Source organism: Geobacillus thermodenitrificans subsp. thermodenitrificans DSM 465 (assembly GCF_000496575.1).
Taxonomy (GTDB): Bacteria; Bacillota; Bacilli; order Bacillales; family Anoxybacillaceae; genus Geobacillus; species Geobacillus thermodenitrificans.
In genome coordinates this window covers 230631-257353 of record NZ_AYKT01000005.1, presented here as the reverse complement: position 1 = coordinate 257353, position 26723 = coordinate 230631, and the positions used below count along the sequence as shown (strand labels likewise).

At 47.8% G+C, this 26723-nt stretch carries 24 protein-coding genes; 17 read left to right on the top strand and 7 right to left on the bottom strand.

Annotated elements, in window-relative coordinates; translation table 11 throughout:
- The first annotated feature begins 97 nt into the window (after window positions 1-97).
- Window positions 98-1612, top strand: a complete 1515-nt coding sequence (locus DSM465_RS0106470; RefSeq protein ID WP_181372671.1) for a malate:quinone oxidoreductase — start codon at window positions 98-100, stop codon at window positions 1610-1612.
- 333 nt (window positions 1613-1945) lie between these two features.
- Window positions 1946-2494 (top strand): YpiB family protein, encoded by a 549-nt coding sequence (locus DSM465_RS0106465; RefSeq protein WP_029760946.1) that lies wholly within the window; start codon window positions 1946-1948, stop codon window positions 2492-2494.
- 129 nt (window positions 2495-2623) lie between these two features.
- Here DSM465_RS0106465 and DSM465_RS0106460 read toward each other — a convergent pair whose 3' ends face one another.
- The 3 genes from DSM465_RS0106460 to DSM465_RS0106450 form a co-directional block, all read right to left on the bottom strand.
- The gene (locus tag DSM465_RS0106460) at window positions 2624-3748 is read right to left on the bottom strand and encodes an NAD(P)/FAD-dependent oxidoreductase (RefSeq protein ID WP_008879468.1); all 1125 of its coding nucleotides are present in this window, start codon (window positions 3746-3748) and stop codon (window positions 2624-2626) included.
- Between the two features lie 114 nt (window positions 3749-3862).
- Window positions 3863-4657 (bottom strand): adenosylmethionine decarboxylase, encoded by a 795-nt coding sequence (gene speD, locus DSM465_RS0106455; protein WP_029760945.1) that lies wholly within the window; start codon window positions 4655-4657, stop codon window positions 3863-3865.
- Window positions 4658-4889: 232 nt separating this feature from the next.
- Window positions 4890-5729: an MBL fold metallo-hydrolase gene (locus DSM465_RS0106450; protein ID WP_008879466.1), complete on the bottom strand. Its 840-nt coding sequence runs from the start codon at window positions 5727-5729 to the stop codon at window positions 4890-4892.
- Window positions 5730-6066: 337 nt separating this feature from the next.
- Here DSM465_RS0106450 and DSM465_RS0106445 point away from each other — a divergent pair, with 337 nt between their 5' ends.
- Entirely contained in the window at window positions 6067-6825 is a 759-nt protein-coding gene (locus DSM465_RS0106445; protein ID WP_029760944.1) for a DUF3784 domain-containing protein, read from the top strand.
- Between the two features lie 202 nt (window positions 6826-7027).
- Here DSM465_RS0106445 and DSM465_RS0106440 read toward each other — a convergent pair whose 3' ends face one another.
- Window positions 7028-7786 (bottom strand): SDR family oxidoreductase, encoded by a 759-nt coding sequence (locus tag DSM465_RS0106440; RefSeq protein WP_008879464.1) that lies wholly within the window; start codon window positions 7784-7786, stop codon window positions 7028-7030.
- Window positions 7787-8368: 582 nt separating this feature from the next.
- Here DSM465_RS0106440 and DSM465_RS0106430 point away from each other — a divergent pair.
- The 3 genes from DSM465_RS0106430 (at window position 8369) to DSM465_RS0106420 (ending at window position 10443) form a co-directional block, all read left to right on the top strand.
- Window positions 8369-8617, top strand: a complete 249-nt coding sequence (locus tag DSM465_RS0106430) for a hypothetical protein (protein WP_230459255.1) — start codon at window positions 8369-8371, stop codon at window positions 8615-8617.
- A gap of 459 nt (window positions 8618-9076) precedes the next feature.
- On the top strand, window positions 9077-9520 hold the full coding sequence (locus DSM465_RS0106425; protein WP_008879462.1) for a MarR family winged helix-turn-helix transcriptional regulator: 444 nt from the start codon (window positions 9077-9079) through the stop codon (window positions 9518-9520).
- A gap of 98 nt (window positions 9521-9618) precedes the next feature.
- Entirely contained in the window at window positions 9619-10443 is an 825-nt protein-coding gene (locus tag DSM465_RS0106420) for a class I SAM-dependent methyltransferase (protein WP_008879461.1), read from the top strand.
- A 382-nt stretch (window positions 10444-10825) separates the two neighbouring features.
- Here the strand turns inward: DSM465_RS0106420 and DSM465_RS0106415 are convergent, their stop codons facing one another.
- Both DSM465_RS0106415 and DSM465_RS0106410 read right to left on the bottom strand, forming a co-directional pair.
- Window positions 10826-12487: a LolA family protein gene (locus DSM465_RS0106415; protein ID WP_029760939.1), complete on the bottom strand. Its 1662-nt coding sequence runs from the start codon at window positions 12485-12487 to the stop codon at window positions 10826-10828.
- 15 nt (window positions 12488-12502) lie between these two features.
- Entirely contained in the window at window positions 12503-13105 is a 603-nt protein-coding gene (locus tag DSM465_RS0106410) for an RNA polymerase sigma factor (protein WP_230459234.1), read from the bottom strand.
- Between the two features lie 198 nt (window positions 13106-13303).
- Here DSM465_RS0106410 and DSM465_RS0106405 point away from each other — a divergent pair, with 198 nt between their 5' ends.
- The 4 genes from DSM465_RS0106405 to DSM465_RS0106390 all read left to right on the top strand — a co-directional run bounded on the left by DSM465_RS0106405 (window position 13304) and on the right by DSM465_RS0106390 (window position 15587).
- Window positions 13304-13786 (top strand): DUF2935 domain-containing protein, encoded by a 483-nt coding sequence (locus DSM465_RS0106405; RefSeq protein WP_008879457.1) that lies wholly within the window; start codon window positions 13304-13306, stop codon window positions 13784-13786.
- A 55-nt stretch (window positions 13787-13841) separates the two neighbouring features.
- On the top strand, window positions 13842-14156 hold the full coding sequence (locus tag DSM465_RS0106400) for a YbjQ family protein (RefSeq protein ID WP_029760937.1): 315 nt from the start codon (window positions 13842-13844) through the stop codon (window positions 14154-14156).
- A 181-nt stretch (window positions 14157-14337) separates the two neighbouring features.
- Window positions 14338-14646, top strand: a complete 309-nt coding sequence (locus DSM465_RS0106395; RefSeq protein ID WP_029760936.1) for an ArsR/SmtB family transcription factor — start codon at window positions 14338-14340, stop codon at window positions 14644-14646.
- Between the two features lie 14 nt (window positions 14647-14660).
- Window positions 14661-15587: a cation diffusion facilitator family transporter gene (locus tag DSM465_RS0106390; RefSeq protein WP_029760935.1), complete on the top strand. Its 927-nt coding sequence runs from the start codon at window positions 14661-14663 to the stop codon at window positions 15585-15587.
- Between the two features lie 31 nt (window positions 15588-15618).
- Here DSM465_RS0106390 and DSM465_RS0106385 read toward each other — a convergent pair whose 3' ends face one another.
- Window positions 15619-16515 carry a LysR family transcriptional regulator gene (locus tag DSM465_RS0106385; RefSeq protein WP_008879453.1) on the bottom strand — a complete coding sequence of 299 codons (897 nt, stop codon included), beginning with the start codon at window positions 16513-16515 and terminating at the stop codon, window positions 15619-15621.
- A gap of 237 nt (window positions 16516-16752) precedes the next feature.
- Here DSM465_RS0106385 and DSM465_RS0106380 point away from each other — a divergent pair, with 237 nt between their 5' ends.
- The 7 genes from DSM465_RS0106380 (at window position 16753) to DSM465_RS0106350 (ending at window position 26444) form a co-directional block, all read left to right on the top strand.
- The gene (locus DSM465_RS0106380; RefSeq protein WP_029760933.1) at window positions 16753-18582 is read left to right on the top strand and encodes an assimilatory sulfite reductase (NADPH) flavoprotein subunit; all 1830 of its coding nucleotides are present in this window, start codon (window positions 16753-16755) and stop codon (window positions 18580-18582) included.
- A 24-nt stretch (window positions 18583-18606) separates the two neighbouring features.
- Window positions 18607-20328, top strand: a complete 1722-nt coding sequence (cysI, locus tag DSM465_RS0106375) for an assimilatory sulfite reductase (NADPH) hemoprotein subunit (protein ID WP_008879451.1) — start codon at window positions 18607-18609, stop codon at window positions 20326-20328.
- 258 nt (window positions 20329-20586) lie between these two features.
- A complete protein-coding gene (gene gucD, locus DSM465_RS0106370) occupies window positions 20587-22050 on the top strand; it encodes an alpha-ketoglutaric semialdehyde dehydrogenase GucD (RefSeq protein WP_008879450.1) in 1464 nt (487 codons plus the stop codon).
- 539 nt (window positions 22051-22589) lie between these two features.
- Window positions 22590-23537 (top strand): ABC transporter permease, encoded by a 948-nt coding sequence (locus DSM465_RS0106365; RefSeq protein WP_008879449.1) that lies wholly within the window; start codon window positions 22590-22592, stop codon window positions 23535-23537.
- Window positions 23530-24480 carry an iron chelate uptake ABC transporter family permease subunit gene (locus tag DSM465_RS0106360; protein WP_008879448.1) on the top strand — a complete coding sequence of 317 codons (951 nt, stop codon included), beginning with the start codon at window positions 23530-23532 and terminating at the stop codon, window positions 24478-24480. Before DSM465_RS0106365 ends, DSM465_RS0106360 begins: the two co-directional genes overlap by 8 nt.
- Window positions 24474-25229 carry an iron ABC transporter ATP-binding protein gene (locus tag DSM465_RS0106355; RefSeq protein WP_008879447.1) on the top strand — a complete coding sequence of 252 codons (756 nt, stop codon included), beginning with the start codon at window positions 24474-24476 and terminating at the stop codon, window positions 25227-25229. The genes DSM465_RS0106360 and DSM465_RS0106355 overlap by 7 nt, the downstream gene beginning before the upstream one ends.
- 255 nt (window positions 25230-25484) lie before the next feature.
- Complete coding sequence (locus DSM465_RS0106350) at window positions 25485-26444, top strand: siderophore ABC transporter substrate-binding protein (protein WP_029760932.1); 960 nt, start codon at window positions 25485-25487, stop codon at window positions 26442-26444.
- Window positions 26445-26723: the final 279 nt, after the last annotated feature.

The window sequence follows — 26723 nt, the reverse complement described above, 5'->3', positions numbered from 1 at the left end:
ATAAATTGTGTAACCGCCCTCAATAAGGTAAACGGGGGTATCAGTGGAATCATTTCGAGCGGTCGCTCACCGCTTTTGTAAATATTAGTAGATAGGGATGGTAAACATGGGCAACAAACAAACCAAAACTGATGTGATCTTAATCGGCGCCGGCATTATGAGCGCCACGTTGGGAACGTTGTTAAAAGAGTTGGCACCGGAGTGGGACATCACTGTATTTGAAAGACTGGAAGAAGCAGGAGTGGAAAGCTCCAACGAGTGGAACAATGCCGGAACAGGGCATGCGGCTCTTTGCGAGCTGAACTATACCGTTGAGAAGCCCGATGGGTCCATTGACATCAGCAAAGCCATCAAAATCAATGAGCAATTTTACGTTTCCTTGCAGTTTTGGGCTTATTTAGTGAACAGCGGGGTGCTTCGTGATCCAAAAGAGTTCATTCGTCCGTTGCCTCATATGAGCTTCGTGCAAGGGGAAGACAATGTCGCATTTTTGAAAAAGCGGTATGAAACGATGGTAAATAACCCGCTGTTTAAAGGCATGGAATTTTCTGATGATCCGAAAAAGTTGGCCGAATGGATACCGCTCATGATGGAAAATCGCGTTGTGAACGAGCCGATCGCAGCTACGCGGATCGAATCAGGAACAGATGTGAACTTTGGGGCACTGACGCGCAAACTGTTTGAGCATTTAAAACGGAAAAATGTCGAGATTCATTACCGTCATCATGTTGATGACATCAAGCGGACAAGCGACGGTCTATGGGAGTTAAAAGTGCGCGATTTAGATAGCGGCGCTGTTGAACGTCATGTGGCCAAATTTGTCTTCATTGGTGCTGGGGGAGGAAGCCTCCATCTGTTGCAAAAATCCGGTATTCCAGAAGGAAGAGGGATTGGCGGATTCCCGGTCAGTGGATTGTTTATGGTGTGCAACAATCCGGATGTGGTTGAGCAGCATCATGCGAAAGTGTACGGCAAAGCGAAAGTCGGCGCGCCGCCGATGTCGGTTCCGCATTTGGATACGCGGTTTATCAACAATCAAAAAATGTTGTTGTTTGGACCGTTTGCCGGCTTCTCGCCGAAGTTTTTGAAAAACGGGTCGATGCTCGATTTATTTACATCGGTCAAACCGCATAACCTTTTGACGATGTTGGCGGCAGGCGTGAAAAATATGGCGCTTACCAATTACTTAATCCAGCAAGTGATGTTGTCGAAAGAACAACGCATGGAAGAGTTGCGCGAGTTTGTTCCGACAGCCAAAAGCGAGGAATGGGATGTCATTGTTGCTGGCCAGCGCGTGCAAGTGATCAAAGATACGGAAGCTGGCGGCAAAGGAACGTTGCAATTTGGTACAGAAGTCGTCCATGCGGCTGATGGTTCGATTGCGGCGTTGCTTGGCGCCTCGCCAGGCGCTTCGACCGCGGTTCATGTCATGCTAGAAGTAATCACGAAATGTTTCCCGGAACGAATGAAAGAGTGGGAGCCGAAGGTGAGAGAAATGATTCCTTCCTACGGTGTATCGCTCATGAAAAACGAACGACTTTTGCACGACATTCAAGCCGCAACAGCGGAGATGCTCGGTTTAAGAGAAGGACTGGCATTGCAGCTCGTTTGAATGTGTGTGATTCAGTAGATTGCCGGCCTGTGGCGCTCAGCGCCCATAAACAACAAGCTGCCCGAAGACGAAGGGCAGCTTTTTTTTAGCAGAACTTTCCTGTTGTTGGCCGTTGCTGCATGGAAGGCTGAAATGAGCTATACTGTATAGACAAACAGATCAAATCAAACAGGTCGGCTTTTGTCTATATTGGCCTGATTGGTGCCGCGGTTTGGAACGGCATTGGTCAAGTTATCAGACAATGTTGTAGCGGTAAACGAATAGATTAGGATACAATGTCCCCGTGCTTAAAGGCAGAGGGGCCTTGCGCAGGTTTCCTAAGGGGGTGATGTAATGAGGTGGGTGTCGTCATTAGAAAAGCGTCACTTTTTAACTTCGTTTTTGCAAAATTATCGCTTAAAGCATCCGGATGCCCGGTTTGTGCTCAATTATTTGCTTCAACATCCGCATTTGCTTGAAAACGTCCATTTTACCGAAAACGGGCAAAAACAAGCACGGTGGCTGATTATTTCGGCTGCGACGGCGGAGGAAGAAGGGCTTGTTTTTTATCGCGGTGGCCAGAAAAGCACGGGGTTGGCGGCGATTATGGGCGATTTGGCGCTGCGCCCGAATGAACCGTTGTATTTGACGCTTTACTTTCCGGGGAAGGCCAGAAATTTTTCGTATCTTCGGCTGATTGATCATCGGGCATTTGAGAACGTTCGTCGGCATGAGCGCCATGAAAAAATGGCGAAAGAGGCCGAGCAAGTGTTGGATGAAGCGTTAAAGCGTCATGAAATATCAAGGTTAAGACTGCAAATTGACCAGGCGCTCGACCGTAAAGATATGGATTTGTTTCAGAAGCTGACCGAACAATTAAAAAAATACGAAGGACAAAGCTGACGAGCAGCTATCAGCTTTGTCGAAGCGGTGCAACGCTCTATCGAATTCGCAGTCGATAAGACCTTTGTTTGACGAGTGTGATGGCAATCGGCTCGGCCGGCGGCCGTTTATTTCGAACACGGCGCGGCGTTAGGCAAGCGGGGCGATGGCGCTCGTGACGTCATAGTCATGAGGGTCGAGTTCGGTCGGGATGCCGAGCACGAGCTTGGCTAGTTCCGCCCCTAAATAAGGGCCGACGGTGAGCCCTGAGGAGCCGAGGCCGTTGGCGATGTAAAGGCCGGTAAAGCCGGGAAGTACCCCAAAGATCGGGAGAAACCCAGGTGTGCGCGGACGGAATCCAACCCGCGTTTCGATATATGTGCAAACGGAGAGCCCTGGCGCAACGGTGAGCGCTTTGTCCAATAATTCGTGCATTCCTCCGGCGGTAGGGCGGACGTCCAAGCCTGCTTCATCTTCGTGTGTTGTTCCGATCACCATTCTACCTCTTGGAAAGGCGAGCATATACTGATTGCTCGGTGGCATGACAACAGGCCAATGGGACGTGTCGTGGTTCGGATGTTCTAAGTGAATGAGTTGTCCTTTTTGCGGTGTGACGAGCAGCTCGATGCCTAGAGGGCGAAGCAACTCGCCGGCCCAAGCGCCCGCCGTGATGATGACAGCTTCAGCGGCATAGGTCGTTCCATCCGCTTCCACGCCGATGATGCGCGTTCCCTGATGGAGAAGGCGAGCATTTCCACGAACATGAATGGCCCCGAGCTTTTGGGCTGCATTGAGAAGCGCAGTGCGCAGCGCTCGGCCGTTGACGCGAGCTCCCCCGCTTACATAAATGGCCTGATACCCATCAGCTAGTAGCGGAAACAACTCTTTTGCTTCCTTCGGATCAAGTTGCACGATGTCCCCGATTTCCGGTGCATCTTCGCGCCGTTTGAGGGCGCGCGCTTTCATCTGCTCAAGCTTTTGTTCATCCGTATGCAAGCAGAGCGTCCCGACGCGCGCATAGCCGGTTTCCGTTTCTCCATATGATTGCAGTTCTTCAATGAGGGAAGGATAAAACTTCGCCCCGCCTTTCGCCAATCGGTACCATTTTTGGTTGCGGCGCTGCGACAACCAAGGGCAAACGATCCCCGCCGCCGCATCAGTCGCCTGTCCTTTGTCACCGCGGTCGATGATCGTCACGGCAGCCCCTTCTTTCGCTAAGTGGTAGGCCACCGCCGCTCCTAAAATGCCAGCTCCGACAACGATGTACGATCCCATACTAACACCTTTTCCTTTTTTCTACTAGCATACCATACATAGTGCAAACGGAGAAGCTGCAGGGGAAGCTTGAATGGCTGATCGGTGAGCACAGTGCCGAAAAGCTTCCTTTTTTTAAAAGCCGCTAGGCATATTTTTTCCGTAAAAAATTTCGTCCATTTCTCTCTTCAGTTTGGCGGTCGTTTCCTCTACTTCTTGTTTAGATAAGGCATCTTTCGTATGTCCGAATAGATAGTTGTCTAAATCAAACTGCCGCAGCTTGCATTTTGTATGGAAAATGTTCTCTTGATAAATGTTCACGTCAATCATATCGTACTTCTCACGAATATCTTCTGGAATATAATTTTGAATCGATGTAATATCATGGTCAATAAACAATTTGTATCCGTGAATGTCACGTGTAAACCCGCGCACGCGGTAATCGATTATCATAATGTCGGCTTCAAACGACTGAATCAAATAATCGAGCGCTTTTAACGGCGAAATTTCTCCGCAGGTGACGACGTCAATATCGGCACGGAACGTACTAATTCCATCACTCGGATGGTATTCTGGGTATGTATGAACGGTAATATGGCTTTTATCAAGCGAAAGCACGACTGCCTCAGGAAACGGCGCCTCGGCTTGCGGCACTTCTACAACCGGCCCTTCGGAAACGAGCATCGTCACACTTGCGCCTTGCGGAACGTAATCTTGTTTGGCGATGTTTAACACATGGGCGCCGATGATGTCGGCGACGTGTTTCAAAATGTTTGTCAGCCGCTCGGCGTTGTAAACATCGTCGATATAGGAAATATACGCTTCCCGCTCCTTGGGCGTTTTCGTATAGCAAATATCGTACATATTGAAGCTGAGCGACTTCGTCAAATTGTTAAACCCGTGCAATTTCACGTGCGGTGTGTCGTTCATGGCTTAGATCATCCCTTTCGTTTTTTCTTAATTTGTCCGATTTGCACCCAATATAGTTGCTGTTTTGTGTAGAAAGGAATGGAGGCCAACTTCTCACTGCTAGATGGGCTCGATAGTTCCGTAAACAATCGGGCCTCTAGGCCAAAGTCGGCAAGAGCGGTGGACAAACACAATTATATAGAAAAAAGGACACCCCTTAGGCCGTGTCATGGCCGTTTGGGGTCGTCCCGCTTCAACTTGCTTGTTTTGCTTCATAGTCCCGAATCACCGAACGGACGATATGCAGCGAATCCCACTCGCCGCCGGAAAAAAAGATGATCGGGTACTTTTTCGGAAACAGGAGCGCCTGAATTTGTTTTGGCGGCGTTCCTTTTTCGTATAGGTCGATGATCGTGCCTTGGAGTTCAAGCAAATAGTCGAGCTTTCGCTGCAACGCCTCACGCCCGTTCGGGAGATAGCCGGCATGGGCGCAAAAGACGTCACCGAAATCGTACGTCAACACGTGTTGCAAGGAGGCGATGATCGTCGGAATGTCCTCCTCACGCAAGATGACTTTCGTTTTCTCTTGGCAGTATAAGTCGCCGCTAAACAGCTGCCCCGTTTCGCGGTTCAAAAAGACGACATGATCGATCGCATGGCCGGGCGTTGGGATCACATCCCACGTTGCGTTCCGGGAGGAAAACGTGGCGCCGATGGGTTTGGCGGCAAACGGGTCACGCTTTCCCCAAAAGATTTTCCGATACAATGGATAGTCCGCCTTTTGCCGGCAATACTCGATCATCGGCTCATTCATATAGATGGGCAATCCCATCGATCGCTGCAAAAACGCCGCACAACCGGTATGGTCTTCGTGAAAATGAGTGATCACGACTTGGTCGATGTCTTGCTGTTGGAAAAACGAGGTGAATTCGTTTTCCATCGATTTTGCGCCGGTGTCAATCAAGACGCCGTCAACGACGAAGCAACGGACGGCAAGCCGAACGCCTTGAAACATGGCCGTTCCTTTGGCGATATGCACATGTTGGACTATGTCCGTTTCAAACCGTTTTTTGATCACTTTATTGATCCACATGGTGAGCGTCCCTCCTTTTATGCGGAGATGCTGGCACCATTATACCACAAAGAATGAATGTTCATTCATTTTTTTGTTGTCAAATGGATCGATCAATCATCGTGTATGTCTGGGCGATATCAAAACAAAGCCTACGATAGTTCAACTGATTTCAATGATAAGTTGGTGAATATTCCTTATTTTTGGGGGAGTAGACGTTTGGTCAAGATGAACCATTAGAAAAAAGAAAGGGATGTTTCCTAGTACAGGAAGTATGGTAACATAATAGAAAATGATTTACATAGAAGAAGACACTCCATTTCGGCTTAACTAAACGAAAAAGGGAGAGGAAGAGGCGATGGATGCAGGGATGATAGCCTTTTTCGTGGCCATGGGATTTGCGCTTATTGTGCATGGCGGGCTTTGGTATTTGATTGTGAAGAAAAAGCGATATGAACTTATTTCCGGATTTGCGCTCCGTCCAAAGGAAGAGCAGGAGCTATTAATGGAAAACGGCTATGTGGAAGCAACGGGGAAATTGCTTTTCTATTCATGGTGGCTGCTGTTCATTGCCGTGTTAGCATACATATTTCGTTTACCGTATGTATTTGAGATTGGGTTAGCTGTTTTTCTCGTTTTTTTGCTTGGCGGCACTATTTACATTCAACGTTATGAAGTGAAACGGAAACGAAAAAAATATATTTGGCTTACAAGTGGGATTGCAGTAACGGTCATCGCTTTGATTGTCGTGCTAGGATATTATGGGTTCCGGGAAAACGAAGTAGTCGTCCAGCCCGGAAAGTTGATTGTCATGGGAGAATATGGGGAAGAGTGGTCGACTCGCGACATTGAAGAGGTGCAATTATTAAAAGAGCTGCCAGAGGTCGTCTTTAAGGCCAACGGATTTGCAGCATATGGCCGATTGAAAGGGGAGTTTGTTCTTGAAAAACCGTACGGCAGGGGCAAGTTGTTTATCGTTAAGTCATCTTCACCGTATTTGTATGTGAAGCGGAGAGACGGGGCATACATCATGGTTAATCGCCGCACACCGGAAGAGACAAAGGAATTGTTCCAAGCGTTACAACAGCAGATGGATGATGAGCGTTCCTCCCAGTAAACGTCGGGCGATAGCAAGGGGAAGGAGGTCAGGATTGCATCCGTCCCATGAACGGTTGGTTATATCATCAGAAACGATGTCGGCACGATCATCGAAAACGAATTCGCCGCTTTTAGGGAAATGAAGAGAAGCATTGTAATGAAGAAAAGCCATTCCGAAAAGGCATGAGTGCGTTCGGAATGGCCTTTTTTCGATTTGGACGTCAGTAGGCTGTCCAGCCGGAATCGGCGACAATGACGGCACCGTTGATGAAGCTCGAGTCATCAGAAGCTAGAAACAGGGCGATTTTTGCGATTTCCTCCGGCTCGCCGGTGCGTGGATTCAAATGGGCACCAGCTGTGGCCCGCTCCATTCCGAACGGATGGGGAGCGGTGATCGTTGCGCCGATGTTGGTGCTCACGCCGCCGGGAGCGATGGCGTTGCAGCGAATCCCTTCTTTCGCGTATTGGAAGCCAACGTTTTTTGTCAATCCGATGACGGCGTGTTTTGAAGCGGTGTAGGCGGCGCCGGCCCGCGATCCGTTAAGCCCGCCGACAGAAGCGATGTTGATGATCACTCCGCTTTTTTTGGAAAGAAAAATCGACAATGCTTTCCGGGTTGCTCGCATTACACTTGTGGTGTTAACGGCAAACACTTTCTCCCACCATTCATCGGTCACATCAGCGGCAGGTACAAAGTTGTCCATTATTCCGGCATTGTTGACTAAAATGTCGAGTGAACCAAACGTTTGCACTGTCTCATCGATCAACCGTTCCACATGCTCCTTATTAGCGACATCGGCGGTGATGCCGATCGCCGTGCCTCCATTTTCCGTAATTTCTTTGACAACCGCCTGTTGTCCTTCTTCATGAATATCCGAGACAACAACTTTCGCCCCCTCTTTGGCGAACAGCTGGGCGATGGCTTTTCCCATACCCGAGGCAGCACCTGTGACGATGGCAACTTTTCCTTCTAACTTCATGTTTTCTCCCCCTTATTGAAAACGATCCATCCGTCTGTATTTACCCGCTATGTACGCTAGGAATCACATTTTTGTTTGTCAAATTTGTGATCATACGATACTAATCGTTGGTGATCGTACACGTTTTTCATAATCATAGAAACAAGACAGGGAATTTTCAGTGTATGGTTCCTTTGAACATCATTCATTCCATCAGCCGATTCATGAACGATCAGGACGGGGAGCGGTTTGTGAAGGCGGACGGCCTCTTCATTTTTCGTCAAAGGAGAGACAATCCTAGCCGCTCATGAAAGATGGAGATGAAACAGCTCAAGCGTAGAATTTGTGAATGAGCGTTATGACATCCTTGAAGGGACGGGGGACGTGTGGGAACACTTCGAAGAATAGCTCCTCAAAAAGCTCCCGCAAAGTATTCATTCACTCTGAAGGAGGATCGGTTTTGCCTATTGACTCATCGGCATGGTAAAATAGAAGGGAATGATAGGAAAATTTTAGAAAAATCAATGGAGCAGCATTTGAGCCGCTGTGTTCGAGAGTGGAACGGCTTACTTTTGATCGTTGGAGGGATGTTCGGTGAAAACGATGATCCAGGCTTTCGCGATTTCGCTCGTTGCCCATGTCGTGTATATTGCGGTAACGATCAGTCTTGGGTACTGGAAAACAAAGATGTATCAACCTGACATCGCCAGCGCCTGGGAGAGCGTCGATCAGTTGTCGAACGAAGTGGTGTTCGGTCAAGCGGGACCACCGATTGTTTATGTATGGTCATTGATCGGAGTGACGATGATTAGTGCAGTGGTGCTGTATGTGTACAAAGCGGCTCGAAGATAAAGGAGAAGGTGACACAAAGGAGGCGGACAACGCCTTTTTCGCGGATCGGCCTCATACATGCGAGTAGCGCTTGGCATTTGTAGTTGTATTGCTTTATGGGGATGGGTTTCTTTCATACAACGAATGGATTCGCGCACGGGAATATAAAGAAGAAAAAGGAGAACAGGAGATGACTGTTCTCCTTTTTTCATGGTGCAGGCAGTGAAGGTGCCGCTTCCCCTCTCTGTGGAAACCTTTCATCCATGAGACGTGATATTCGTATTCGTTCCCCTTAGCGAGGGGAAAGGGCATCTGTTCATGGACAATGTCAAGTTTCCTTTTCATGAGGAAACGCTGTTAGAAAAGCGAAGCTTTGTAGTATATAACAAAATGGTAAATATAATTTTACTAAACAAGACTTTATTAGTTGAATAAAATTGATAATAGTAATAAAATGTTTACTAAGTGAGGTGTCTGCTTATGACCATGATGAAAGAAATCGCTGAAGAGTTTGTTGCTTTAATATCCAACTTGTTTGGCAGGTTTAGCGAGTTAAATAAAGGGGCAACCGAATTATCACATATGCAGAATCATGTCATGGAATTTATGTATATGCAACAAAGGGCAATGAATCTTAAGGAGATCAGTAAGGGGTTAAATGTAGCAAAGCAACAGTTAACAATCATCATTAGGAACTTAGAGGCTAGAGGCTATTTGACCAAAATGCCGGATCCGAAAGATAAACGGGCTGTTTTAGTTTCTTTGACCCCTAAGGGAAAAGAAGTGATCGAAAAAAAATGGACGTATATATACGAGAGATTTTTGGAAAAGTTCATCCGATTGGATGAGGAAGAGCAGCTGGATTTTCATTTTGCTCTTCATAAACTGAATGTGTTGCTGAAAAAAATGGAGGACGAAGCATGAGTATTCAAGGATAAGATCTAAGTCAGGAATGTTTGCCGCTGAAACGAGATGGGCTCATATCATGATTCTACGTGAAAAGTATGCGGAGGGATTTAACTATGGAGATAAGAGCTGATGGGGTTCACAACATTCATTTGGAAAACGAAAAAGAAACGTTGCTGATTACTCTGTATGCAAAAGCTTTGGATTATCACTCTAAGCATTCCATTCTGAATGATAAAAAATCGGCCGAGTTAGTGAATGCCATTGATTATGACTTTGAGAAGCTCAATCGCTTTCCAAATGGCAATCTCATGGTTGTGAGAGCCAAACAATTCGATACATGGTTGGCCGACTTTCTTCAAATTCACCCGAATGCCACTGTATTGAATCTCGGTTGTGGCCTTGACACGAGAGTATCAAGAATAAATCCTTCATCGAATGTGAGTTGGTTCGATGTCGATTATCCGGAAGTGATCAAAATACGCAAACAGTTTTATTCAAATCGCGACGGATATGAAATGATTGCCTCTTCGGTTACAGAAGAGGGATGGTTAGAAAAGATTCCTAGCGATAAACCAGTAATGATTATCGCTGAAGGACTGTTGGAATATTTTACAGTTGAAGAAGTAAAAACATTGTTGAATCGACTCACGAATCATTTTGTTCATGGACAGATTGCATTTGATGTGATGAACTCATTTGCTATAGAATCTGGGAAGGAATCTTTAAAAGAGGTGATAGGCGCCGAACATCGATGGGCTGTTGATGATACGAATGAAGTTGATCAGTTGAATGGAAAGATGAAAAAAATAGCGGACTTATCGATTTTTGAATCAACATTTATTAGTCAACTCCCGTTAAAATATCGTTTCATTTATGCTTTAATGTATAGAATTTCAAATTTTAGAAATATGATACGGTTACTTTTGTATCGATTTTGATATATAGACTCTCATGGGGCAAAAAATCATCATCAACGGAAGGATGAAAATATATCCCTGTTGAATGATGTCGTCTGAGATTTTATTTTGGAACCCGGATATGTTTGTAGACGTTTGAGACGGACCGTAGTTACATGACACGAATGGCAAATCGGTTGTGAAAAAGCTGAACGCAATATGGTACAGGTTAAGGGAAAGGAGGATGCCTTTAAAATGGAGAAGAGCCGCATTCGGCCCTCTCTCATAGTTCTCCTCTTATAGGCTTGTTCGTTGTCGGAATGGACAGCGGGAACATTGGAGGTTGATGTCAGAAAGAAAGGTGTTTGTCCCCCATCTTGATCAAAAACAAAACCCCACTTTCAAGCGAAAGTGGGGGAGAAGGTTAAGAAGCAGGGTCGTAGCCCACCACTGTCCATATGCCTGTCGCGTCTTGCCGGATCAGCCGTTTCAAGTATACGCGCTTGATAGGCGCGTTGTCGGCGTTCACTTCCACGACGGCTTCCTTGCCATTGTTTTGAACGATGCGCAAGTCTTCATAGCGAATCGGGTAGTCTCCGGTAATCCCTTCAGGAGACATTTGCAGGCTTACAAATACTTGGGCTACAAACACAGGATCTAGTTTCCACGGCGAGCTGCCCGCATCCACACTTTTTTGATCGTTTTTTTCCTGCTCCAAGTCAACAGGAACGTTCACTTTTGGTTTGGACGAGGATGGCTCCTCTTTTGCAGGCATTTCAAAAGCCCCGTTTGTCAGCTCTTTCGTGAATGCGACTAAATCCTCCAAATCGGCATGGCCGATGACGGCGTATTCGAACCCGTTTTGCCGCCAGCGAATCGAATGGAGGTCCGTCAGGCCGGCATACGGTCCTCCTGCCCCGAGCACGCCTGCCTCTTCCACAACCGGTGATTGAATTTCAGCGGTCTGTTGATGGATTTTCCCGACCATCGCGTTTGGGGCCAGTTTCCATTTGCCGGTGGCTTTTCCTTGGATGATGACGATCTCTTTGTTCGATGCCCGGTAATAGATTTTGACAAGTTTTTTGTCGGGTACGATCGCGATGCGATCTTGGACATAACCGGCTGGAATTTGGTTGATTACGTCAGGCAGAAATCCGATGATCTCATTGACTTCACCGATGTTGGCGACAATTTGTTCTGGGTTTTGGTTGATTTCTTGAAATCCTTTTGGCACATGATAAGCTAGTAGTTTTTCAGGGATCGCATCATTCCATTCGATTTTTGTGTACGTAATTTTATATTGGATTCCATGATGCATCGCATATTGTTTTTGCAACGGAAGATGTGTTTCCTTATCAATCCAGATCCGATAAGGCTCTCCTCCTTGCGGGGTGACTTCAACAACCCAAGATGGACGGTTGGCTGCCTTCTCTTCCCCGATGGTCTTTGTTGATACGGCTTGTTTAATTTCCTTGATTTCGTTCCCAAGTTCAAAGGCAAAACGGTACGGATCCGGAAAGGCAGAAAATCGATGAACTTGTTTTTCCGAATGATGGATCTGCCATTTCGTTTGCCCGTTATTGACGGTAATCAATCCTTTATTTGAACCCTCTAGTTCTTGTATATAATAGCGACCTTGTTTGTCGGCCCAAATTTCCAATTTGGCTTGTGTAGTAGTCTTGCCTTGGGCATTCGTTTCGACAATTTCCAAAAATCCATGGTAGGCGTTGACGTCTTGAAAGGCTTTTTCCATCGCCTTTACGATGTTGGGTTGGTCAAAAAGTGAAACGATATGCATCAGCAGCGATAGGGCCAGCACAGCAGCGATGCCGACGATGCTGGCCATCCAGGCCCGTTTTTTCTTTTTCGGTTTTGTCGGCACTAGCTGATCAGTAACTGTACGAACCAGTTTGGCCGGAAAATTCCGCTCCGGCATGGCAGGCTCCCTGAGACTGCGAACGAGCCTGACGGTATGAAACAGCTCTTGCAACTCGGGATCTGCCGCTGAATGTTCATGCTCTTTTGGTTTTTTCTCGGCGTTCAACTGGTCAATATAATCGGATAAGCGGCGTTCGTTGTCGTGCATCGATAGACTCCTCCTTCACTTCGTCTCGTCATGTAAAATGCGGTTAAGCGCTTGCAATGCCCGATGTTGCATCACGCGAATGGTTGTTTCTTTTTTATTCATGATTCGGGCGGTTTCAGCGACAGAATATCCTTTTATGATTCTCAGTTCGATCACGGTGCGTTGCTCTTTGCTGAGTTGATTTAATGCTTTTTCGATCGCTATGCGCTGTACACTCCATTCGGCAGGATCCTCGGAGGCCACTTCTTTTGGAGCGATGGCTTCCAAATCGGCTGTCGTTCCTCGGCGTTGGTGCTGCCGCCAGCGATCCCGGATGATATTCAAGGCCACTGTTTTTAGAAAGGCCATCTGTTTATCAGGCGGGACGCGGTTTTTTTGTAAATATGGGATGGCTCTGACATACGTTTCCTGTGTGATATCTTCGGCTTCTTCGCGGTTTTGGACCTTAAAATAGATCAATCGGTAAACCGATTCCCAAGTCGAAAGGCATAGCTGTTCAATCCAATTGACGTAGCTGTCTTCATTTATATGAACCATACATCGTAACTCCTTTTTTCCGGCCGGAATATTTACACTAATAAAAACGATAAAGTTGTTCAAAACGTTACCGGCATTCAATGTTTTTGAATCTATGCGCTTTCGCGTGCTTGGCGGCGTTTCCTTAACATGAACGGTTCACTAGTTGTCCTGTATGGGTGCCGCTGAGCTCGTTTTAGTAAGTGAACAGGAAGGCGTCATTGTTTTGATCATTGCGCATATCCCTGCCGCTTTGCCCATACACTGAAAAAAGAGAGAAGGCAAGGGAGGGGAGAGAGTATGCAATTTTATTATGGCCCACATATGCCGCTGCGTATTTTGGATGAAATTGAATTTTGGAAGCACCAAGAGGAGGAACATACAGTAGTGATTCGTGAGCTTGTGTCCGGATTGGAAGCACGATATGTAGATGCGTTGAAGAAGTGGGAAGAGGCCTTATCGGTTACGCACCAACAAGCGGTCCGCTATATCGAATCGGTGATCCGGGTCGGTTATTATGTTCCGGAACAACTGTATCAGCAAGTGCTCCATTTCGTTTCATTCTGCTTGCAACAAAGTCTTCAATTCATCGAATTGTGCCGACAAGTGAAAACGAAAAGTGCGGCCGTCGCCCAAAATCCGACGGCGAAAGTCGTGTTAGACCATATTATTCGCGAATCGGAGTATTTTATCGGCATCGCCCAGCTGTTGTTGTACGGAACCCAAACAGCGCCGGCTGCGCCGCGGACAAATTCGCAGGCGACGCCTGACGGCGAAAAGTAGTATAATAGAATCACGCGCTTTATCTATTTATGACGAAAGGCAAGGGGGCATTGTTGTGATTGTTACGACCACCAATACGATTGAAGGAAAAGAAATTGAAGCGTATTTAGGCATTGTGGCGGCGGAAGTCATTTTAGGTGCCAATGTCGTTCGCGATTTTCTCGCCAGCATTACCGATATCATCGGCGGGCGGAGTGGGACGTATGAAAGTAAGCTCGCCGAGGGAAGAGAATTGGCCATTCGCGAAATGGTGAATAAAGCAACGAAGCTCGGGGCGAACGCGGTCATTGGCGTTGATCTCGATTTTGAAACATTGCGTGATGGCATGATGATGTGCATTGCGACCGGGACGGCAGTGAAGGTGAAATAACGGCGTAGCGGATTCCCGTGCCATGGCTGCATGCAAAATAGAAATCGCAATGATAAGCGGCGGATGATGTCCCCCGCTTTTTTTCATGGTCCATCATTGACAAAGAGCACAAATGAGGCATATAATGCATATATATGAACATATGCTCATATATTAATTTGTGTGGAGTGAGGGAATGGCAGTGAAAACGGAAGATCATCTGTTTTTAGAAGCGGAAACAGTCGATGAAGTGTCGCGTCTATTTAAAGCATTAGCGGATCCGACTCGGATTAAAATGTTGTATTTGTTATCGCAGGAAGAGTGTCATGTCGGCCATATCGCGGAAGTGCTCGGCATGTCGCAATCGGCCGTTTCCCACCAGTTGGCGTTGCTTCGGACGTTGCGGCTCGTCAAATACCGCCGCGAAGGGAAGACATTGGTGTATTCTTGCGATGATGACCATGTGATTTCGTTGTTAAAGCAGGCGATTGACCATGCACAACACCGGTGAGGGGGAGTCGATTTATGCACCACCATGCGCACGGCCATTGCGACCATCATCATGGCCATCATCACCATGGCAGAGAAGGAAATAGAAAAGGGTTAGCGATCGCCCTTGGCATAACGACGAGTATTATGGTTCTTGAATTTGTCGGCGGGCTTGTAACGAATAGCCTTGCTCTTCTCTCGGATTCGGGGCATATGCTTAGCGATGCCGCTTCGCTTCTGTTGAGTCTAATGGCAGTATGGTTAGCGGCGAAGCCTGCCTCTCCAAAGAAAACGTACGGATTGTATCGGTTCGAGATTTTAGCCGCACTCGTCAATGGGGTAACATTGGTGGTGATTGCCGCCTGGATTATTTGGGAAGCGGTTGGGAGGTTCGTGAATCCGCCTGACGTAGCGAGCGGGCCGATGATGGCGGTGGCTGCCGTTGGGTTGTTGGCGAATCTCGTGAGCGCTTGGGTGTTAATGCGCAAAGCCGATGTCAAGGGGAATGTCAATGTCCGCAGCGCGTATCTGCATGTGCTCGGTGATGCGTTAGGTTCGGTCGGCGCGATCGGGGCCGGGCTTATCATGTGGCTGTTTGACTGGTATTTGGCCGATCCGCTTATTTCCGTGTTGGTAGCCATTTTGATTTTAAAAGGTGCGTTCGCTGTCGTTCGGCAGACGGTGCACATTTTGATGGAAGGAACGCCTGTCGCCATTGACCAGACAGAAGTGAAAACGGCGCTTTCAGGCATTGAGGGGGTGCTAGATGTCCACGATTTGCATATTTGGACGATCACCTCAGGTCTCGATTCGTTAAGCTGCCATCTGCTCATTGAAGATGGCCGAGATGCCCAAGCGATTTTGCAGCAGGCGATTGATCTGGTGGAAGCCCGCTTCCACATTCGCCATGCAACCATTCAAATCGAAATGCCACACATCCGCCATGGGGAGATGGAAGTGTGAAGGGCGGGTCATCAATGACCACGCCCTTCTGTTATTTGTTGGCGCCAGTCCAGTTGGTTTGCAACGTTTCAAGGAAAATGCGAACGTTTTGCTTGTTTTCCATGATCGGCGAATAAATATAGGAAAACATCCGGTAAAACGGTGGGTTTTTTAGACGGATGATCGACAGGTGACCGTGCTCGATGTCGCGGGCGACGACGCTGCGTGACAGGAGGGACAAGGCATTGCCGTTGATTAACGTTTCTTTAATGCCTTGGTTGCTGCTGATGATCATCAGCGACTTCACCTTTAGCCCGTTTGAACGGATAAAGTGATTGAAATATTCGCGTGTGCCGGAACCGATTTCGCGTGCTACCCATGTTTCGTTTTGCAAATCGGTGATCGTCACTTCCTCTTTTTGTGCCAATTCGTGGCAGTTTGAAGCAACGATGACAAGTTCGTCCTGCATGAACGGGTGAACGGACAGTTCTTTGTCGTTCGTTTGTCCTTCGATCAAACCGATATCCACTTGGTATGAGCGGACGAGCTCGACGATTTCTTTTGTGTTGCCGATCATGACTTCAAGTTCAAGTTCCGGATAGCGCTGTTGGAAGTCGAGCAAAAACAGCGGCAAAATATACTCCCCGATCGTAAAGCTGGCCCCGATTTTTAATTCGCCTTTCACCGAGTGGTGATGCTCTAAAATGTCTTGTTTCGTCTGTTCGTAGAGTGCCATCATTTGTTTGGCGCGGTCATACAGAAGTTCGCCAGTTGGCGTCATGCGCAGCCGTTTCGGGGAACGGATGAACAGTTTTGTTTGAAACTCTTTTTCTAAATTTTTGATGTGCAAACTGACACTTGGCTGGGAGAGATGAAGGATTTCAGCTGTTTTTGTGAAATTTTTCACTTCTGCCAACGTAATAAACGTTTTTAATTCGTCATAGTACATACTCATTCCCCCTGCCCGCGATGGCACCATCTAGGTGTAGAAGTTGATTAGAAATATTAATAGTCTTAATAATTTATATTTATTTTACTAATGTTTTGTTTTGCGGTAAAGTGTAAATATAATATAGCATTTAAAGTCTACTTGTTTTATAGGAATAATGGATGTTTGGCGGCCACACCGATAAAAGTCAGGAAGGAATTCCGCCATCATTCTATTTTATATTGAGGGGTGGACACGTTGCAGCTGCAAGTAACTAACAGTCCGTTTAGCCAGGAGCAGATCGAGCTCCTGAACCGTTTGTTGCCGACATTGACGCCGTCGCAAAAGTTTTGGCTGAGCGGGTATTTGGCCGCTGCCGAGACCGCGGTGGGCGTTCTCGATGCCGAGGCGCCGGCGCTGTTTGCCGGGGGCGGCAAGCCGGTTTCGAAAGAAGTGACCGTTCTTTACGGTTCACAAACCGGCAATGCGCAAAAGTTGGCTGAAAAAGCCGGCAATGCGCTCAAAGAGCGCGGTTTTGAGGCGAAAGTATTGTCCATGCTTAATTTTAAGCCGAACGAATTAAAGAAAGTGGAGACGTTGCTCATTGTCGTGAGCACGCATGGGGAAGGCGATCCGCCGGATAATGCCGTATCATTTTACGAGTTTCTCCACAGTAAGCGGGCGCCAAAACTAAATCATCTTCGTTTCTCCGTCTTAGCGCTCGGCGATACGTCATATGAGCATTTTTGCCAGACGGGGAAAGATTTTGATAAGCGACTGGAGGAGCTTGGAGGAGAGCGTTTTTATCCGCGCGTCGACTGTGATGTCGACTACGAAGAAGCGGCGGCGAAATGGCTCGATGGTGTTCTTGGTGAGTTAAGCAAACAAGCAAATGCCAACGGTGGAGCAGCTCCGCTCTTGTCGGCTGTGGCTGCGGCGCCGAAAGCGGAGCCGGCTGTCGTCTATTCGCGGAAAAACCCGTTCCTAGCTGAGGTGTTGGAAAACATTAACTTAAACGGTCGCGGATCGAATAAAGAAACGCGCCATCTCGAATTGTCGCTTGAAGGATCGGATTTGAAATATGAGCCGGGCGATGCGCTTGGCATTTTCCCGAAAAACGATCCAGAGCTTGTTGACCTTGTCATCCAAGAAATGAAATGGAACCCGGAAGAAACAGTGACGATTGACAAGGACGGAGAAGTGCGTTCGCTGAAAGAAGCGCTCACGTCCCATTTTGAAATTACCGTTTTGACGAAAGCGCTGCTGCAAAAGCTGGCGCCGCTATCGAAAAACAGCGCGCTTCAAGAGCTTGTTGCCCCGGGCAATGAGACAAAATTAAAAGAATATGCCAAAGGCCGCGACTTGCTCGATGCACTGCGCGATTTTGGTCCGTGGGACGCTGCGCCGCAACAAGTCATTTCCATCTTGCGGAAAATGCCGCCACGCCTGTATTCGATCGCGAGCAGCTTAGCCGCATATCCGGATGAAGTGCATTTGACGATCGGTGCGGTTCGTTATGAGTCTTACGGCCGTCTACGCAAAGGGGTATGCTCGACGTTCTGTGCCGAACGTATTCAAATCGGCGATACGCTGCCGGTCTTTATTCAGCCGAATCCGAACTTCAAGCTGCCGAAAGATCCGTCGACGCCGATCATTATGATCGGACCGGGCACGGGGGTGGCTCCGTTCCGCGCCTTTATGCAAGAACGTGAAGCAACGGGAGCGAACGGAAAATCATGGCTTTTCTTCGGCGATCAGCATTTTGTGACTGACTTCCTGTATCAAACCGAATGGCAAGCGTGGCTGAAAAGCGGCGTGCTCACAAGAATGGATGTCGCCTTCTCACGCGATACGGAGAACAAAGTATACGTCCAACATCGGATGCTTGAACGAAGCAAAGAGCTGTTCGGTTGGCTCGAGGAAGGCGCTGTCGTCTACATTTGCGGTGACAAGCAGCACATGGCGCGCGACGTCCATCAGACGCTCATCGATATTATTGAAAAAGAAGGCGGTATGAGCCGCGAGCAAGCGGAAGCTTATTTGACCGAAATGCAAAAACAAAAACGGTACCAACGTGACGTCTATTAATCTCAAAGAAGGAGTGGAATCGAAATGGCGAAAGTCGTGTTAAAAGCGCCGGATGGACCGCCAAGCGATGTCGAGCGCATTAAACGGGAAAGCCGTTATTTGCGCGGCACGCTCGCCGAAACGATGGAAGACCCGATCAGCGCGGGCATTCCGGACGATGACAACCGGCTGATGAAGTTCCATGGCAGCTACTTGCAAGACGACCGTGACGTGCGTACCGAGCGGCAAAAACAAAAGCTCGAGCCGGCATACCAATTCATGATTCGCGTTCGCACACCAGGTGGGGTAGCAACGCCGGAGCAATGGCTTGTCATGGACGAAATCGCCCGCAAATACGCAAACGGTACGTTGAAGTTAACGACGCGCCAAGCGTTCCAATTGCACGGCGTCTTGAAATGGAACGTGAAAAAAACGATGCAAGCCATTAACGGCGCGCTCATGACAACGCTCGCCGCCTGCGGCGACGTCAACCGGAACGTCATGTGCAATCCGAACCCATACCAATCGGAAGTGCATGCGGAAGTGTACGAATGGGCGAAACTGTTAAGCGACCATTTGTTGCCGAAGACACGGGCGTATTATGAAATTTGGTTGGATGACGAAAAAGTGGCCGGCACGCCGCAAGTCGACGGTGAGGAAGAACCGATTTACGGCCCGACGTACTTGCCGCGGAAATTTAAAATCGGCATCGCTGTCCCGCCGTCCAACGACGTCGACGTATTCTCGCAAGATATCGGGTTGATCGCCATCGTGGAAGACGGCAAACTCGCCGGTTTTAACGTCGCCATCGGCGGCGGCATGGGGATGACCCACGGCGACAAAACGACGTACCCACAGCTCGCTAAAGTGATCGGTTTCTGCACGCCGGATCAAGTTGTTGAAGTGGCAGAAAAAATTATGACGGTTCAACGCGACTATGGCAACCGCTCGGTGCGTAAAAACGCCCGCTTCAAATACACGATCGACCGGCTTGGCCTTGAAGTAGTGAAAGAGGAAATTGAACGCCGTCTCGGCTGGAAGCTCGGCGAAGCGCGCCCGTACCATTTCGAGCATAATGGCGACCGTTACGGCTGGGTTGAAGGCGTCAATGGAACATGGCATTTTACGCTTTATGTTGAAGGGGGCCGCGTCAAAGACGATGACGATTACAAGCTGATGACCGGCCTGCGCGAAATTGCCAAAGTCCATACCGGCGATTTCCGACTGACGGCGAACCAAAACTTAGTGATCGCCAATGTCACAAGCGAGAAAAAAGCAGAAATTGAAGCGCTAATCGCTAAGTATGGCTTAACCGATGGCAAACGGTACACCGCTTTGCGCCGCAACTCGCTCGCCTGTGTCGCGCTGCCGACATGCGGCCTGGCGATGGCGGAAGCGGAGCGGTATTTGCCGAAACTGCTTGATAAAATCGAGGAAATCATCGATGAAAACGGCTTGCGCGACGAAGAAATCACGATCCGCATGACGGGCTGTCCGAACGGTTGCGCCCGCCACGTGCTTGCCGAAATCGCCTTCGTCGGCAAAGCGGTCGGCAAATACAACATGTACCTCGGCGCCGCATTCAATGGTACGCGCCTTGGCAAACTGTACCGAGAAAATATCGGTGAAGAAGAAATTTTGCGCGAACTGCGCGTCCTTTTGGCCCGCTATGCAAAAGAACGACTTGACGGTGAACACTTCGGCGATTTTGTCATCCGCGCCGGCATCGTCAAAGAAGTCACAGACGGAACGAATTTCCACGATTAAGATGACACGGATTCATCCTGACCGGCCTCCCTTGTTTTGAGGAGGCCGGTTTTTTGTCGTTAACCCAGATGATGATTTGTCGCTTTCTCTGTCAAGATGGTAAATGCCATTGAATAAATCTGAATTTAAAAAACATTTTGGTCATAGTAGTATGATAGTGAAATCATGAACTCTTATTTTTTTAGGTGATGTCAAAGAAAACGTGTTTTCGGGGGTTGCTAGTAGTTGCGATAACGTTAGTGGAAAGGAGAATGTACAATGACAGCGGGAACGGAAAGAATCTATTTGAATTATATTAACGGCAAATGGACTCCTTCTTCCACAAATCAAATTGAAGCGAGCATCAACCCAGCCAATATTCGCGATATTGTCGGCTACGTTCAGCAGTCCAATATCGAGGACCTGAACGCTGCGGTGGAAGCAGCGAGACGAGCCCAAGCGGCGTGGCGGAAGTTGTCCGGCCCAAAACGCGGGGAGTATTTGTTCCGCACGGCTGACATTCTTGAACAACGACTTGATGAGATTGCGGAAACGATGACAAGGGAAATGGGAAAAACGCTCCCGGAAGCGAAAGGAGAAGTGCAGCGGGGAGTGAACATTTTGCGCTATTATGCCGGGGAAGGGATGCGGCACATTGGTGAGGTCATTCCATCCACTAACAGCGAAGCACTCATGTTTACGACGCGTGTGCCGCTCGGAGTGGTTGGGGTGATCACACCGTGGAACTTTCCGGTCGCCATTCCGATTTGGAAAATCGCCCCTGCCCTCATTTATGGCAATACGGTTGTATTTAAACCGGCGCAAGAAACGGCTGTCACCGCGGCGAAGGTGGTCGAGTGCTTTGATCAGGCAGGGGTGCCAGCCGGCGTGTTGAATTTCGTGGCCGGCAAAGGGTCGGTCATCGGCAACGCCATTGCTGAGCATCCGCATATTCACGCGATCACGTTCACTGGCTCTAACGAAGTGGGCAAAACGATCGCCCAAAAGGCCGTAGCGAGAGGGGCAAAGTATCAGTTGGAAATGGGAGGCAAAAACCCGGTTATCGTGCTTGAGGATGCTGACCTTGACCGCGCAGTCGAAGCGACGATTAGCGGAGGACTGCGTTCGACGGGACAAAAATGTACAGCGACAAGCCGTATCTTCGTTCAGAGCTCCATATATGAACCGTTTAAAGAACAACTATTAGCGAAGATCAAACAGCTGAAAATCGGCAACGGACTGGAAGAAGGCGTGTGGATGGGACCATGCGCCAGCCAAAAGCAATTGGAGACGGTTCTTTATTATATCGAAAAAGGGATCGAAGAGGGAGCGACATTGCTTTATGGCGGCCGCCGATTGGATGGCGGGGAGTTGGGCAACGGATTTTATGTGGAGCCGACGGTGTTTGAGAACGTATCTCCGAACATGACGATCGCCCGCGAGGAAATTTTCGGGCCGGTGCTTGCTTTGATCAAAGTGGATACGTTTGAAGAAGCGGTAGCCTTAGCAAATGATACGTCATTTGGTCTCAGCGCCTCAATTTTTACCCAAAATATTGCGAAGATGTTAACGTTCATTCAAGAGATTGAGGCCGGGCTCGTGCGGATTAACGAAGAAAGCGCCGGCGTCGAGCTTCAGGCGCCATTTGGCGGCATGAAGCAATCCAGTTCCCATTCACGGGAACAAGGACGGGCGGCCATTGAATTTTTCACTGCCATCAAAACCGTCTTTGTCAAAGGGTAAGAAAGTAGTCAAAGGGGTGTCTCTAGTTAACGGGGCACCCTTTTATCATATGCGCATGGAGAAAATGTGGCGTTTCTCTTGAAGAAAACCGTCTTTCTGAATAGCAGTTGTTTGCTTTACGGAAGTTTCGTAGCACGCGCTTTGGTTCTGCCATTACTGGTGCGCTAATCTGTTGCGTACCATCCTAAAGCACGGCACGCAATAACCGGTTGATCAAACAACATTATGATGAGAAGGAAATGAAAAACAATGAAACCTATTGACAATGATAATTTTTATCAATTAAAATGATGTTGTGGTATTGATAATCATTCTCTATGATAAAAGGTTTGTGAGCCGATTCGTTCTCACATTCTAGTAAAATATGTTGGCTAGGAAGCGGAATGGTGGCCGGATGCTTCAGCAAGGGGTTGTACGACAGAAAGAAAAAGGATACATAGTTAGGTTGCGCTCGGTTGTCACTTGATTGAGTTTTTATGAGGCGGTTGAACGAGTGGGATGAGCGCAGATAAAAGAAGACAAACGGTAGGATGAGGACAATGAAAAAATGGGTGTTGTTGCTTTTTGGATTATCGCTTCTTTCCTTATTTGTCGGGGTGCATGATTTATCCCCCCGTGCGCTATGGGAGGGAGACCGTGATGCGTGGGAAATTTTCTTGATCAGCCGGTTGCCGCGGCTCGTCAGCATCATCATCGCTGGGGCGAGCGTCAGCATTTGCGGCTTGATTATGCAACAGCTTAGTCAAAACAAATTCGTGTCGCCGACAACGGCGGGAACGATGGACTGGGCGCGGCTCGGGCTATTAGTGTCAATGATTTTGTTTGCCTCGGCCTCGCCGATCGTAAAGGCCGCCATTGCTGTGTTGTTTGCGTTCACCGGAACATTGTTGTTTATGACGGTATTGGACCGTGTCAAGTATAAAGATTCGGTGTTCATTCCGCTCGTCGGTCTCATGTTTGGTAATATCATCGGCTCGGTGACGACGTTTTTAGCGTATAAATATGATTTGATCCAATCGGTTTCCGCTTGGCTGCAAGGCGATTTTTCGGTCATGATGCAAGGACGCTATGAGATGTTATACATTAGCGTCCCACTTATGGCGATCGCTTACGCGTACGCCAACCGATTTACCATCGCGGGCATGGGAGAAGAGATGGCCACGAATTTAGGGCTTCGTTACCGGTCGATTGTGTATACAGGACTGATCATTGTCGCGGTCACTTCATCGATTGAAGTGTTGACAGTCGGCTCCTTGCCGTTTTTAGGGTTGATCGTTCCGAATATTGTGACGATGTATTACGGTGATCATTTACGCAAAGTGCTGCCGGTCACTGCGCTTGCCGGGGCTTTGTTCGTGCTTGTTTGCGATCTGTTTGGTCGGATCGTCATTTATCCATACGAGATTCCGATCGGCTTAACGGTCGGGGTGATCGGGAGCGGCGTCTTTTTATATTTGCTTATAAGGAGAACGAAGCAATATGTCTAACCGGATGAAAACAGCAGCGCTCGTTGTACTGGCCTTAGCTTTTATTGCGTTGTTCTTATTTACGGAGTTGCGCGGCAACATTGAGTATGTTTTACGCTCCCGCGGTGAAAAAGTGACGGCGATGGTGCTTGTTGGCTGGGCGGGAGCGATTTCAACCGTTTTGTTTCAAACGATAACGAACAACCGTATTTTAACGCCAAGCATTATTGGACTTGATTCCGTGTACATGTTAATTCAGACGGCGGTTGTGTTTTTGTTCGGATCGACGACATTGACGATGATGAACGATACGGTGCATTTTCTTCTTTCCGCCGGGGGCATGATCGGCTTTTCGGTTTTTCTGTATTCTTTCCTCTTTCGACGGGAAGGACAGACGGTGTATTTCATCCTGCTTGTCGGGATGATTCTTGGAACGTTTTTTCAAAGCGTGACATCGTTTATGCAATATTTGATCGATCCGAATGAATTTTCGATTATCCAAGACCGCATGTTTGCTAGTTTCAACAATATGAAAACCGAGTTGCTTTGGCCTGCCGGTATTGTCATTGTGGTGGCTATATGGTACACGTACCGGCATCTTCATGAACTGGATGTGTTATCGCTTGGCAAAGACCATGCGATCAACTTAGGCGTCTCCTATGAGACTGTCGTTAGGCGGATGCTAATGGTTATCGCGGTGCTTGTTTCTGTATCGACGGCGCTCGTTGGGCCGATCATGTTTTTCGGTTTGATTGTTGCCAATGTCGCTTACGCGTTTTTCCAAACATATGAACATCGCTATTTGTTGGTGGGAGCGGCCCTGTTTGGCATAATCGCTCTTGTCAGCGGTCAATTCGTTGTTGAGCGGGTGTTCACCTTTTCGACGACATTGTCCGTCATTATCAATATGGTAGGCGGGGTATATTTCCTATATCTTTTGTTAAAGGAGCGAAAAGCATGGTAGAAGTAAAGCAAGTATCGAAACGATATGGCGGAAAAAAAGTCGTTGATGAAGTGTCGCTTTCGATTCCCCGGCGCCAACTGACATCGCTTATTGGTCCAAACGGGGCGGGGAAAAGCACATTGCTGTCCATCATGAGCCGCCTCATTCCGAAAGATAGCGGCGAAGTATGGATCGATGGGAAAGAAATCAGCCGTTATCGGACAGAGGAACTGGCGAAAAAAATTTCGATTTTAAAGCAGTCAAACCATATTGCTGCTCGGCTGACAGTGAAGGAACTCGTTTCATTCGGCCGATTTCCGTACTCGCGCGGCCGATTGACGCGCCAAGATAACGAATATGTGCGCGAAGCCATTCACTACATGGAGCTCGATGACCTGCAACACCGCTATCTTGATGAATTGAGCGGCGGGCAGCGGCAGCGGGCGTATATTGCCATGGTGCTTGCACAAGATACCGATTATATCTTTTTGGATGAACCACTAAACAACTTAGATATGAAACATTCCGTGCAAATGATGAAAGTATTGCGCAACTTAGTGGATCAGCTGGATAAGACGATTGTTATCGTCATGCATGATATTAATTTCGCTTCCTGTTATTCCGATTACATCGTTGCCTTAAAGGATGGAAAAGTCGTTTCCGAAGGCGATGTATCCACTATGATGCGCAGCCAAGTACTGCGTGGCATTTACGATATGGATGTTCATATCCAAACGATTGAGAACAGACGCATTTGTGTATATTTTTAAGATCGATCATGCCAATGGTGAATATGGCTCGGCGGCTTGTTCCGACGAGACGAAGCTTGCGTGATCCATAACGTGGAGGATTGTGCGCTCGTTTCATTGTCGGCACGAAACGCATGGTTTTTTAGATTTCTACGGTTGATTCAGCTTTTGCGTTCGCTCAGGCAAGATTGGGCGCCCCTTGCCAAGCAGGCGGAAAAGCTGTCAACATATACATTTCGCTTATGTCGATCATCATACAAATGGGGGTACAAGCAGATGAAAAAGTGGTGGTTATCGGTTGTTGCTGCATTGCTTCTTGTTGTATTAGCCGCTTGCGGAAACAGTGAAAATACAAGCAGCAATACAAGCAATGACAACAACGAGAAAAAAGCAGCTCAAGTCGAAGAAATCACCGTTAAGCATGAACTTGGCGAAGTGAAAGTAAAGAAAAATCCAGAAAAAGTCGTTGTGTTTGATTTTGGTGTGCTCGATACTCTCGATCGCTTAGGGACGAACGTGACGGGCTTGCCGCAAATGAACGTGCCATCGTATTTGGAAAAATACAAAAGCGGTGACTATGAAAACGTCGGTAGTTTACAGGAGCCGGATTTTGAAAAGTTAAGTGAAATTCAGCCGGATGTCATCTTTATTTCCGGACGTCAAGCTAAGCTGTATGATAAGTTCAGCGAAATCGCACCGACGGTGTACATGGCTGTTGACACGAAAAACTACCTTGTTTCTTTTTCTAACAACATGAAATTATTGGGGCAAATCTTTGATAAGGAAGACGAAGTCGAAGCAGAATTGGAGAATATCCAAAAACAAATTGACTCTGTAAAAGCGAAAGCGGGCGACAAAAAAGCGTTGATCATTTTAACGACCGGTGGAAAAGTGAGTGCATACGGAAAAGGGTCGCGCTTTGGTCTCATTCATGATGTTCTTGGTGTCCAAGCAGTTGACCCGAATTTAAAAGCGGATACGCCGCACGGGCAAAACGTATCGTTTGAATACATTGCGGAGCAAAATCCGGACTACTTGTTTGTCATTGACCGTGACGCTGTTGTCGAAGGAAAACCGACGGCGAAACAAACGATTGAAAACGCGCTCGTGAAAAAGACGAAGGCGTATCAAAACGGCCATATTGTGTACCTGGATCCGAACTATTGGTATCTATCGGGCGGTGGGTTAACGTCCGTATCGGAAATGATCAAACAAGTGGAGCAAGGTCTTGAATAATGAGAGCTAGGCGGGCTTACATAGCCCGCCTTCTTTCATGGAAGCGTCGCACAATAACGTTTTTGAATGTTCTTTCTCATGTATGGTCAAGCTGGTCGAACAGTAGTGAGAGCATGCCGTCTCATTTCCCCAATTTCCAACATACAATCTGTAAAACAGACTTATTCGTGCCTACCGCTTGGCATGGAGGAGGAAATGGGGCCGTATGATATAATAAACAATTGCTGTACGCAGCGATCGGTTTGGGACGAAAATACATAGAAAGAAAGGAATCGGTGC